General features: G+C 64.7%; 8 protein-coding genes and 2 pseudogenes. 5 read left to right on the forward strand and 5 right to left on the reverse strand.

Going from position 1 to position 12,305, the window contains the following annotated elements; all coding sequences use genetic code 11:
- The first annotated feature begins 9 nt into the window (after positions 1-9).
- The 5 genes from KOI47_RS32720 (at position 10) to KOI47_RS32740 (ending at position 4,957) form a co-directional block, all read left to right on the forward strand.
- Entirely contained in the window at positions 10-846 is an 837-nt protein-coding gene (locus tag KOI47_RS32720; RefSeq protein ID WP_216210952.1) for a phytanoyl-CoA dioxygenase family protein, read from the forward strand.
- 263 nt (positions 847-1,109) lie between these two features.
- Positions 1,110-2,318, forward strand: a complete 1,209-nt coding sequence (locus tag KOI47_RS32725) for a hypothetical protein (RefSeq protein WP_216210953.1) — start codon at positions 1,110-1,112, stop codon at positions 2,316-2,318.
- Entirely contained in the window at positions 2,315-3,160 is an 846-nt protein-coding gene (locus KOI47_RS32730) for an HpcH/HpaI aldolase/citrate lyase family protein (protein ID WP_216210956.1), read from the forward strand. Before KOI47_RS32725 ends, KOI47_RS32730 begins: the two co-directional genes overlap by 4 nt.
- Before the next feature lie 14 nt (positions 3,161-3,174).
- Positions 3,175-4,437 (forward strand): aminotransferase class I/II-fold pyridoxal phosphate-dependent enzyme, encoded by a 1,263-nt coding sequence (locus tag KOI47_RS32735; protein ID WP_216210958.1) that lies wholly within the window; start codon positions 3,175-3,177, stop codon positions 4,435-4,437.
- Positions 4,430-4,957, forward strand: coding sequence for a MaoC family dehydratase (locus KOI47_RS32740; RefSeq protein WP_216210961.1), 528 nt, complete (start codon positions 4,430-4,432; stop codon positions 4,955-4,957). The genes KOI47_RS32735 and KOI47_RS32740 overlap by 8 nt, the downstream gene beginning before the upstream one ends.
- A gap of 157 nt (positions 4,958-5,114) precedes the next feature.
- Here KOI47_RS32740 and KOI47_RS32745 read toward each other — a convergent pair.
- From KOI47_RS32745 to argS, 5 genes and pseudogenes are all read right to left on the reverse strand, one after another.
- A pseudogene (locus tag KOI47_RS32745) lies at positions 5,115-6,622 on the reverse strand (IS1634 family transposase).
- A 107-nt stretch (positions 6,623-6,729) separates the two neighbouring features.
- A complete protein-coding gene (locus tag KOI47_RS32750) occupies positions 6,730-7,302 on the reverse strand; it encodes a reverse transcriptase/maturase family protein (RefSeq protein WP_216210964.1) in 573 nt (190 codons plus the stop codon).
- 545 nt (positions 7,303-7,847) lie between these two features.
- Complete coding sequence (gene ltrA, locus KOI47_RS32755; protein ID WP_216210966.1) at positions 7,848-9,311, reverse strand: group II intron reverse transcriptase/maturase; 1,464 nt, start codon at positions 9,309-9,311, stop codon at positions 7,848-7,850.
- Positions 9,312-9,901: 590 nt separating this feature from the next.
- A pseudogene (locus KOI47_RS36020) lies at positions 9,902-10,247 on the reverse strand (transposase); the annotation flags it as partial.
- 186 nt (positions 10,248-10,433) lie between these two features.
- Complete coding sequence (argS, locus tag KOI47_RS32765; RefSeq protein WP_216210970.1) at positions 10,434-12,191, reverse strand: arginine--tRNA ligase; 1,758 nt, start codon at positions 12,189-12,191, stop codon at positions 10,434-10,436.
- Positions 12,192-12,305: the final 114 nt, after the last annotated feature.

Here is a 12,305-nt window from a genome sequence, read left to right on the forward strand (position 1 = left end):
GTTCAGCGTATGCGTTTGACCAAGCCGCAGCTCGACCGGTACCACCGCGACGGCTTCCTCGAACTCGACCGCGCGTTGAGCGCGGAGGAGACACAGGTTCTCCGCGAGGCGTTCGCCCGGGACTGCGACGTGCCGGGGCCCCATCGGGTGCTGGAGGACGACCGGACGGTCCGGGCCGTGTACGCCTCGCACCAGCGGCAGCGCGAGTTCGCCGCCCTCGTGCGCGACCGGCGTCTACTGGCCCCCGCACGCCAGCTGCTGGGAGACCAGGTCTACGTCTACCAGTTAAAGATCAACTCCAAGTCGCCGTTCACCGGGGAGGGCTGGTCCTGGCACCAGGACTACCCCGCCTGGCGCATCGCCGACAGCCTTGCCGAACCTCGGCAGGTCAACGTGGCGGTGTTCCTCGACGACGTCGACGAGTTTAACGGCCCAGTCGTGTTCGTGCCCGGTTCGCACCGCTTCGGTCCGCTCCACCTCGACCGCACGCCCGACGCGAAGTCCGATCAGCACATCGACCCCGATGACATCGCGCTGACCAGAGAGCAGCTCGCGAAACTCGTCGACGCGGGCGCGATGGTGGCCCCCAAGGGGCCTGCGGGCACAGTCGTATTCTTCTCCTCGGAAGTCGTGCACGGCTCAGGCGTCAACATCTCGCCGTACCCCCGTCACCTACTGATCGTGACCTACAACGACGTCAGCAATCCGCCGAGCTGGCGTGGCGAACCACGGCCCGGTTACGTCGTCTGCCGGGATAACGATCCGCTCACGTACCTCGACGATCCGCTCGGGCCGTGGACCGTGCGCCGTGCCGCCACGGTTCCGGTCTCCGAGGACATCCGATAGTGCGGTGATATTCCTCAAATGGAAGCCGTCGGCATGGTCGAATCAGTGAAGCCGCAGGGTGCCAACGTATCCCGCCGTAACGAGCGCCGGTATCGCCCCCGTGGGAGGAAGCCAGCATGACAGACCGAGTGACGGCCCGGTACCTCGACCGGTGCCTGGCCGGCGACCGGGGCCTCGCCGCCGCGATGACGGCCGCTAGGCGGTGGCTGCCAGGCAGCCTCGACGAGCGTTGGGGCGATCGGCTGATGTCCCGCCCCGCATTTGTGGACGACGCCGGGATCTTCTCCTTCGCCCACGACCTCGAAGCACTCTTCGGGCTTCTCGTCGCGCTGCCCAGCCGACTCTTCGACGGCGACCTCGGCCGATTCTGCGAGGCGGTGGGCATCACCGCGCGCCAGGCCGCCTTGATGGCGCGGCTACCGGATCCGGCACCCTGCTACGGCAGGGCTGACGCCTACCACGACGGCACCGGTCTAAAGCTGCTGGAGTTCAACGTGGGTAGCGAGATCGGCGGTATCGACACCGCCCACGTCGCCCTGGCCCTCACCCAGGTCGACGCCTTCCGGGCCTTTGCCGAGGAGAACGAGTTGGCCTACGTCGACACCGGTAAGCGGGTGACCGACGCCATCAGGGCCGCGGCCGAACCGCTGACCGGCGGCACCGATCCCGTCGTGGCGCTGGTCGAACCCGACGGCCTCATGCACGAGTATCTCGAGGAGGACCGCTCCTTCCAGCAGATGCTGTCGGACCTCGGCCTCGACACGTTACTCGGCGAAGTCGGCGAGCTGCAGCACCGAGCCGGCCGCCTGCATCTGCACGGAAGGCCGGTGGACATCGTACTGCGGTACTTCACTGAGAAGGAGATCGCCGGTCAGACCGCGAGCGAGCGGGCCGTCGAGATGGTGGCGCGGGCGCATGAGGAAGGTCGGGTCGTACTGTGGACGACAATGCGCAGCAAGCTCGCTGCCAGCAAAGCCTGTTTCGGCTTGCTGTCGGACTCGCGCTGTCGCGAAGCGTTCTCCGCGGACGAGATCGCGCTGATCGAGCGGGTCCTTCCCTGGACCCGGATCCTGGACGACGTCGAGACCGAGGTGGAAGGGCAGACCGTCAGGCTGCTCGAGTACTGCCGCGAGGCCCGCACCGGTCTCCTCATTAAACCGCACCTCGGGCATGATGGCGTCGGCATTGTGGCGGGCTGGCGCGTCACGGACGCGGAGTGGCGCGACGCCCTCGAGTCCGCCGCCGCCGCGGGCGCGATCGTGCAACGCCGGGTGATCTCCCGGCCGGAGCCGATGATTGATCCCGAAAGCGGCGAGGTGGAGCACTGGGGGTGCACCTGGAGCGTGTTCGTCGTGCCGGACGGATACGCTGGCACGACCATGCGGACGGTCACGCTGGACAACAGGTCGGAAAGACGCTGCCTGGCCCCCATCTTCCAATATCCCGCGAGCACATATGGGGGAGCGCGATGAAGTACACGCGGTACTGCCGTTCGATGCTGTCGACCCCGGCGCTGCAGACGGACCGCTTTCGCAAGAGCCACGAAGCCGACGCCGACATCTGCATGGTGGACTTGGAAGATTCCATTCCGCCGTGGGATAAGGACACCGCGCGGAACCTCGCGGCGAGGTTCTTCGTCCCCCCGGCCCCCGCCAGGTGCGCGATACGGATCAACACACTCACGACGCCGGACGGGCTGCGCGATCTGTTGGCGATTCGTGACTATCCGACAAAACCCGCGATCGTGGTGGTTCCCATGGTGGAGTCGCCACGTGACATCGAGGTCGCGGAGAGCGTCCTCGTGCGGACCTGCCCCGACGTCGAGTTCCTCGCCGTGGTGGAGACCCCGCGTGGCGTGGAGAACGCCAACGCGATAGCCGCCGCGTCACCGCGGCTGCGGGCGCTCATCTTCGGTTCCGCGGACTACTCGTTCTTGGCCGGCGTGCGCCTGGCCTGGGACACCCTGGTCCACGCGCGGGCGCGGCTGGTGAACGCCGCGCGAGCCGCTGGCATCGAAGTCATAGACGCGCCCACCTTCGAGATCTCGGAGCACGCGACGATCAAGGAAGACGCCGTCCGTGCGCACGACCTGGGCTTCAGTGGCAAGATTGCCATCCACCCGCGACAGGTACCGGTGATCAACGAGGCGTTCTCGCCGGACACCGCGACGCTCGAGAAGGCCCGGCGCATCGTGGCCGCAGGGCAGGAGAACGGCCGGAAGATCGCGGTGGTCGACGGCGCGATGGTGGGAATTCCGTTTTTCGAGGCGTCTCAGCACCTGATCGAGGAATTCGGCGACCTGCTTCATTCCTGACCGCAAGGAGAGATATGAGCACGGATACCGGCGCTCTGGAGCGTGTTCTCGGCGCGCACCGATACCGCAACACCGAAAAGATGCTGCGAATGTCCGACCCCGTGTGGCTCGCCGCGGCCAGCGAGGGTCTGATAAACCTCAACGTCGAGGCGGCGTCAAACAACAAGATGATCATTCCCGAGAGCGGGCACGAGTTTATCAACCTCTGCTCCAGCGCCTACCTCGGACTGAACTTCCATCCCAAGGTCATTGAAGGTGCCATCGACGTCCTACGGGAGGCCGGCACCACCGGCTTGTTGACGTCGAACGCGCGGATTCGGCACCGGACGCTGGGCCGCCTGGAGGAGGAGCTCGGCGAGCTGTTCCGGGCGACAGCTCTGGTCGGCGTCTCGTGCACGGCGCTCAGCTTCGGCATACTTCCGCTGGTCGCCGCAGGATATCTCGCAGAAGGCGGGGCGCGCGTGATGGTCTACGACCGATTCTGCCATTTCTCGATGGCTTATGTCAAGCCGATCACGGCCGACGAGTCCCTGGTGCTGACGGCTCCCCACAACGACCTAAACTATCTCGAAGACGTGTGCAAGAAATACCCGCGAGTGGCTTACATCGCCGACGGTGCGTACTCCATGGGTGGCGCCGCGGCGCTGGACGGGCTCCAAGAGCTCCAGGACCGCTATGGATTGTTCCTGTACCTCGACGATTCGCACTCGTTGTCTATCACCGGGGAGCACGGCGAAGGTTTCACCCGATCTCAGATCGAGATGAACCCCCTTTCGATCATTGTCTCGACCCTGAACAAGGGATTCGGCTCCAACGGTGGCGTCGCGATGCTGGGACGGCCGGAACTCTATCCCTTCCTCACTCGCCACGGAGGGCCGATCGGCTGGTCGCAGAACATCGAAGTGACCAGTGTGGGCGCGTCACTGGCCAGCGCCGAGATCCACCGCTCGTCCGAACTGGGTGAGCTCCAGCACAAACTCCAGGAGAACATCGACTATTTCGACCAGCGGTATCCCACCAAGTTCGCCGGTAACAACCTGCCCGTGCGCCTCGTCCCGGTGGGCGATGCCGACCGCTCCGTCCGCCTGTCCGGCGAACTGTTCCGGCGCGGGTACTACAGCTCGGCGGTCTTCTTCCCGATCGTACCGCGTGGCAAAGCGGCCCTGCGTGTGATGATCCGAGCGGACATCAGCAAGGACGCACTGGGCGGGTTCATCGACACGGTCGAGGAGCTCACCGCTGACTCCGACGCCGACGAGGCTCCCGCCCATGGATGAGGGGCCGACCGGATATCGGCGCGTCGGTGTGCAGCGGTACCGGGAGACGGTAGGCTTCTACTACGAGGAGTTCACGGTGGGCGACGTTTTCGAGCACCGCCCCGGGCGCACCATCACTGAGATGGACAACGTGCTCATGAGCATGCTCGGTATGAATGCCTCACCGCTGCACATCGACGCCGCCTACATGAAGCACACCCGCTGGGAGCAGCCTATCGTCTCCAGCCTGGTGACCCTGGGAATAGTCGGTGGAATGACAGCGCGCAGCACCAGCGGCCGCGCTGTCGCCAACCTGGGATGGGACAACATCCGGTTGCTTTCCCCGGTCCTCGCAGGGGACACTCTCTATGCGGAAACCGAAATCATGATGAAACGCCCGTCGCAAAGCTATACAGATCACGGGATTGTGGGTTGCCGGACATTGGGTATTAAGTCGACTGGGGAAAAGGTCATTTCTTTCGACCGGTCGTTTCTGGTGCCCATGCGTGAACACTCCCGGGACGCCGAGGTTGGTTACTGAGGTCGCAAGACGAGGAGTGCCCACTGGGCGGATTACGATCTCAGGGCTCTTGTGAGCTTGCGGTAGTTTGTTGACTCTGGCGGCTGGTGGTAGGCCGTGATTTGACAGGGTTTCGCGGTTGGTTGAGGGTGTGCGCTATGACCCGAGTTGGGCCAATTTAGTGCGTAGCGGCGCGGGTCTTGATTGCGTCGAGGATCTGGTGGATGTCGTCGGGTAGCGGGTCGGCTGCCGTGATCACGTGGTCGCCGGTCTGGATGTGGATGGTGCGGTAGCGGCGGATGGTCTTGACGAACTTCTTGATGGACCAGCCGGTGGTGTCCTCGATCCAGCGGGAGACGGCCAGGGCGGCGAATACGATCGTCAGGTGCGCTTCGATCGACTCCTTGGTGTGGTGGAAGATCGGGCGTGCGGCTAGGTCGGACTTGGCCATGCGGAAGCTTTTCTCGATCTGGAACAGCTGGCGGTAGGCGCCGATGACCTGTTCGGGTGTGGGGTCAGCGATGTTGGTGACGTAGCCCTTCATCCCGGCCAACGCGCGGGTCTTGGCCTCCAGGTCGCGGTTGACGGTCTTGGTGGCGTCGGTGAGCTTGACGAATCGATTGCGCTTGAGGGCGGTTTTGCCGGCCACGGTCTGCTCGGCCTTGCGGATCTGTTCGTCGATGCCCTTGAGCGTGCGGCGTGCCCGGTCGTGCTTGTACTGGTAGTACCGCATCTGGTCTTTGCGCTTGTCCTTTGTGCCGGCTGGCCAGGGTTGGACGAACACGTGCCCATCCGGGATCGCTTTGTCGGGGTGCTCACGGCGCCACTCGTCCACGACGTACGGGACGTCGGGGATCTTCATCCCGAGGATGAACGAGAGCCCGGCGGCCTCGATGTCTTTCATGTTGTTCTCGGAGATCATTCCGGCATCGGCGACGATGACCACGTCGTGCAGACCGTGGGCGGCCATGAACGCGGTGATCGTGGGCAGCATCGTGGTGATCTCGGCCTTGTTGCCCTCGAACGCGTGGACCATGAGTGGAACCCGGCCGCGTCGGTGAGCAGGCCCACGGTGATCTGCGGTTCCAGGCGGCGTTCCTTGGAGAACCCGGACTCACGGAACCCGTCGCCGGTGTCGGTCTCGAAGTACAAAGTCGTCACGTCGTAGAGCACATACGTCGCTGGTCCCAGGCCGACATGGTGGGCGCACAGCGCCGCCAGCCGCTCCCGCCACGCATCGGCGGCGTACAAGGGAAGACGGCGCTTGAGCGTGCGGTAGGACACCGGCGCGATGCCCGCCTCCTCCAACACCCGCAGCGCGTCGAGCTTGCTGGACGGCTCGATGATCCGCGCCAGCACCAACTGCCGGAACACCTCATCGCCGTCGGCGGCAGCATCGAACCCGAGCACCTCATACGCCGACGACAGGGCGTCCCACAGGTGCCCCATCCGGGAGGCGGTGATCGGCAACGGTCCGCCCGCCTCCGGTGAGGCGTCCAGACTCAGCTCGAGCTCGCCCTGCCCGGCCGTCATCCGTTGCCGGGCGACGGTCCTGAGCAGCTCTAACTCGACATCGTCATGGGCGGAACCGATGTGCTCGATATCGCGCGAGCCCTGGCGCGAGGAGTGCACGATCTGCACCGCACGAGCCCCGGATGCGGTCTTCACGGTGCGGATGTAGGCCACCAGCCAACACTAGGACCCCGACTTAGTGCACAAGCCCCACCCAACCCACCAACGAACTCCCAGGTCAGCGAGCCGCGCCGCCGATCAGCCCCGATTCGTGGCCCAAGTCAGGTCTCCGCCAGGACCGATCTCATGATCGAATGGCTCAAAGACCCGAAACAGTCGGTGATATCGCCCTCGATGAACCACACCGTCCCGTGCCATTGGTGATAGATCTCCTGCAAGGCGGTGTGACAGCCACGGCCAGGTCGGAACCCGTGGGAACGGTCGGAGAACTGCGGCTCGTAGTACGCCTCCAAGATCAGGCGCAGCACTTCTTGCAGCAGCTTGTCCGACCAGGTCGGCAGCCCCAGCGGGCGCTTCTTCGAGGAGTTCTTCTTCTCGATGTAGGTGCGCCGCACTGGGGTCCACCGGTAGCGCTCCTGCCGGAGCACGGTGATGATTGCCTCGATCTTGCCGAGGTTCATGCCGTCCACGGTCTCGCTGGTGACCCCAGGAGTCATCGCCCCCTTGTTGCGATAGAGCTTCCCATAGGCAAGCAGGAACAGATCCGGGTTGAACAAGCACCGGTAGACCCGTTCCAACGGCAGTCCTCTCCTGCCGCGTTCACGAATGATCTCCAATACGGTTGCGGCGTCTCGCATCTCGCGTACCTCACCGTCCTTGTTGACCTTGAGCACCTGGGTCCCTTCGCCCGTGTGGACGGCTCTCCCGTCCTCCCTGGCAGGGCGTGACTCCTGCGACTACTACGGACCCTCCGTGGCCCTAGGGCTCGCGCCCCGTAGGCCATCTCGAATTCCTCAATGCGCCAGACGTATCGAGCGTGACGTAGGCGTCCCGGTCCGTCCCCTTGAACGGGCTCACTGCCCGTCGCCCGCCGACCGGAAGGGTTCAGAGCGACGAAAGTCGGAATCGCCCCTATGCTGGCGGCCCCGACAACAGACGCCGTGTCGGGAGGTGTGAACGTTTGCACCGCTGGGAACTGGGTTTCAAGCAGTGTGGCCTTCGCCGTATCACGCGGGCCTTGCACGGCCATACCTTCGGCGTCTTCGCGGCATCCCGCGCTTTCCCGCCATGCTCTTGTCCCCTCCCGGTTTCCCGTTCAGGTAAGGCGGGTGGCCCAGAGGTCACCTCCTCCCGAACCTCTGCCCCCTGCGGGGGCGATCCAGCGCCGAGTTAGACGGCGCACCCTTTCAACGCAACGGGCTCTCCACGGTTTCTGTCGTTAGGCGTGGTTCGTGCAGGGCCACGGGTTGGGGATGCTGCGTCGGCGGTACCGGGTGACCGGTGTCGCCGCGATGTTGCGCAGTTCGATCCCGTCGGCCGCGATCGGCCGCCACCCTGTTGGGGTTCGTAGCCAGCGGTGGACGTCCTTCCATCTCCAGCGCCGTTTGGTCTTGACCCATCGGACGATTCGCCACCAGATGAAGTAGGCAAGCCGGTCGAAGGTGTGCTTGGCCACGGCGTGTCGGAAGTATTCAGCCCAGCCGCGTGTGATCCGATTGATCCGGATCAACACGGCTCGTAGGTCCTGCTGTGATGTCCTGCGCGTCAGGGCACGGATTCTCGCTTTCAGTGATCGGACGGGCCGATCGCCGACGAAAGTGTAGAGCCGCCACTGATCGCGGGTCCCTTTCTTGATTCTCCACCGGATGCGGAAACCCAGGAAATCGAACCCGTCGCGTATGTGCACGATCCGAGTCTTGGTCGGCGACAAACGCAGACCCATCGGAGCGAACACCTGCGCGATTTCCTCGCGCAACGCCACCACGTGGTCCCTGGTGCCGAACACCATGACGACGAAATCGTCCGCATACCGGACGAGTCGCCAGGTCGGCAGACCCAGGCGCCGATGGCGGTGACGCCGGTTTTCTGTCGACATCCAACCCCCTGGCCGCCAGTCGCGGTGCATGTACTCGTCCAGCACCGACAACGCGATATTGGCCAAAAGCGGAGAGAGGATGCCCCCTTGCGGCGTCCCGGTCGGTGTGTCCCGTTCCTCGCCGAGCTCGGTCAGGACCCCGGCCTTGAGGAACGATTTCACCAGCGTAAGCACACGCTTGTCCGTCACCCGTGCCCGCACGCGGTCCATCAGGGCCACGTGGTCGATGGTGTCGAAACAAGCCTCGATGTCGGCATCCAAAACCCATTCGTAGCCGCGGCTCCCGAACAGATGGATATCGGCGATCGCATCATGTGCCCGCCGTTTGGGCCGGAACCCGAACGAGACCGGATGAAAATCAGCCTCAAAAATCGGTTCCAGGACCAGTTTCAGGGCGGCCTGCACAACGCGGTCGATGACAGTAGGAATGCCCAACCTGCGGACTTTCCCCGACCCGACCGGCTTGGGAATCAACCGTTCCCGCACCGGCTGCGGCCGAAACGAACCGTCTTTAACCACGATGCGAATGCCACCCAGAAACTCCAGGGCGCCGATGTCCCGCTCGATCCGGGCGACGGTGACGCCGTCCGAACCAGCAGTACGTGCCCCGGCATTCGATGCGACCCGTTCCCACGCCACACGCAGGGTTGCCGGGTCGTGCACGAGGTTGAACAGGTCATCGAACCGTCGGCCAGGATCGGCCGACGCCCAACGATGAAGCTTGGCCTGCATTTCCGATACCCGACGGAACGACCCGACGTCGGGTTGTTCCAGAGCGCCGCTATTCAACGGCGCATCTTTCGGCAATGCAGCATCCCTTCTTCTCGAAACCGCTGCCGTCCTTCCCCCTGTGACCGGCTTTCCCGGCCTCCGAGTACTACGACGGCTCCGCCCTGCCCGGCGTGTTCAGCAGACGGTGTGCCTATCCCGACGTGCGAGCTGGATGCCCACCAGTCGGGAACCATCACCAGACAGTTCCCGTGTTCACATGCTGATCGCTTGCCGAAGGAGGCATCTGACTTTGTTCCCGCGATATCGCCGTGACTACGCCGCAGACCTTCACCACGGCCTCCCTGCGAAGGTGAGAATCCCCGCTCAGGAGTTCCCTGCCTCATCCAAGAAACGGGTGCGCATCGCGACCGGCCATCCACCAGGTTTCAGCCGGTGACTACTTAGGAAACGTAACACGCCAGTTCCTCGCGTATACCTCTTCGACTCGTTTGCCGGACCCGCACCATCCGGCAGTTCTGGCACGTCCCGGTTTTGTCGGGGCCGCTTGCCACCCTCACCGGCACCTCCCAGTTCGGGCTGCCCCCAACTTCAACAGGCCGCTGCGACGGCCCGCAGGAGAAGGTCTTCCACCTCCTCGCGACACAACAGCGCTTTCACGGCGCACTCTCGCCGGTGGTCAACCCTTTCGCATACAACGACAACACAATCTCATCCACACTGCCCAACCTGCGCTGCCGCTTCTTCACCACCACTGGCTCGAAGCTGCCCTCCCGATCGCGCGGCACCCGCACCTCAACCTCGCCCTCGGCGTCCGAGACCACGGTCTTGGCGCGGGAACCGTTGCGCACGTTCGTGCCCTCACGGCCGGGCTGATCAGCGTGCTTGGCATGCCCCAGGTGCTCGGTCATCTCCGCGTCCAGCGCGGATCTCCAGCACCGTCTTCGTCAGCTGCCCCAGCAGCCCGTCCGGGCCGGTCAAGGCCATGCCCTGCTCCTGCGCCTGCTTGATCATCTCCGCGGCCAGCCGCTGCTGCGCACCGGCGGATCAGTCGCCTCGGCCTGCTTCTTCGATGCCTCACTCGTCACAGCATCAACAGTCATCCCACTCCGTGCCCATCCCGCCTGACCTCAGCCCGGCGTGTCGGGCCGAACCCACCGATCTTGAAACAGTCCCTGGTCACACAACGTGATCAGAGGGTTACATACGTTCAGGTGCGGTAATGCCGAGGAGCCCGAGTCCGTGGTTAAGCGTGCGGGCGGTGAGCTGGCATAGCGCGAGTCGGTTGCTGCGAGTAGGTTCGCTAGCCTTCAGCACGAGGCAGTTTTCGTAGAAGGCCGTGAAGTCGCGGGCGAGGTCGTAGAGGTATCCGCAGAGGCGGTGCGGTTCGAGGCTTGCGCTGACTTCGGCCAAGATGCTGGCGTAGGCGTCAAGTTCCAGCGCGAGGGCGCGTTCAGCGGGTTCGAGTGGGATGTTCGGGTCGATGGTGACGTCGGGGTCGTCCACGTTGCGGAGCATGGACCGGATGCGGGTATGGGCGTACTGGAGGTAGACGCCGGTGTTGCCGGTGAAGGAGACCATGCGGTTGACGTCGAAGGCGTAATCCTTGACCCGTGAGGTAGACAGGTCGGCGTACTTGACCGCCCCGATCCCGGCCTGCTCGGCGATCCGGTCGAGTTCCGCTGGATCGAGGCCAGGGTCTTTCTCCGCGACGACGGCGCGGGCGCGGGCGACGGCGTCGTTGAGGAGGTCCATCAGCCGGACGGTGCCCCCGGCGCGGGTCTTGAACGGGCGCCCGTCGGGGCCGAGCACGGTGCCGTAGGGCACGTGGGCGGCGTCGACACCGTCAGTGAGCCACCCGGCGCGACGGGCGGCCTCGAAGATCAGCTGAAAGTGCAGGGCCTGCCGGGAGTCCGTTACATAGAGCAGCCGGGTGGTCTTGAGGTTGTGGATGCGGTAGCGGATGGTGGCCAGGTCGGTGGTGTCGTAGCCAAAGCCGCCGTCGCGCTTACGCACCATTAGCACAGCCGGGCCCCCTTCGGGGCCAGTGACCTCCTCGGAGAAGATCACTACTGCGCCCTCGCTGTCGACCGCGATTCCGGCGTCGACGAGTTCGGTGATGGTGTCGGCGAGCAGCAGGTTATAGAAGGACTCGCCGACCGAGTCTTCGGGAGTAAGCAGCACGCCGAGCCGGTCGTAGATGACCTGGAACGCCTTCTCGGATTCGTCAACGATCTCCTTCCATCGGGCGACGGTGGCCGGGTCGCCGGATTGCAGGGCGACCACGCGGGCGCGGGAGCGGTCGGCGAAGGCGGGGTCGGCGTCGAACGCCTTGCGCGCAACCTTGTACAACTCGTCCAGCGCAGACACCGCGGAGGTAGTGCCGGAGAGTTCGTCCTGGTGCCAGGTGGCCTCGGGGTGCTCGTCGAGGTACTGGATGAGCATGCCGAACTGGGTGCCCCAGTCTCCGAGGTGGTTCTGCCGGATCACGTCGGCACCGAGGAAGCCGAGTACCCGGGCGAGGCTGTCCCCGATGATCGTGGTGCGCAGGTGACCGACGTGCATCTCCTTGGCGACGTTGGGCGCGGAGTAGTCGATGACTGTGCGCCGCCCCTCTTCCGGGGTGCCGACGCCTAGGCGCGGGCTGGCCAGCCGCCTGGCCACCTGGTCCCAAACGACCTGGTCTGGGACGGTGATGTTCAGAAAACCTGGCCCGGACAGTTCGACCGAGCCGATCGGGTCGCCCTCGAGGACCATGCTCACCTCGGTGGCGAGATTACGAGGTTTAGTGCCGACACGCTTCGCCAGTGATAGGGCCGCGTTGGACTGGAAGTCGGCGTGCTCGGATCGGCGTACCAAGGGATCTGCTCCCGTCAGTTCGGGGCGTGCACGGCCGATCGCCTCCAACACCGCGGCGGCGACCTGGTCGAGCAGCGGCAGCACGTCGTGTTTACTCACAGATACAGTCCTCCTCCGTCGTTCGCCATTGTTTCAGGGGCAGCCCGCCAGGCCACGTCCGGCCACGGGGTGCGTGAGAGCAGGACTGTGTGGTCGCTCATCAGATACTTGTGT

This window comes from Amycolatopsis aidingensis (genome assembly GCF_018885265.1).
GTDB classification, from domain to species: Bacteria; Actinomycetota; Actinomycetes; order Mycobacteriales; family Pseudonocardiaceae; genus Amycolatopsis; species Amycolatopsis aidingensis.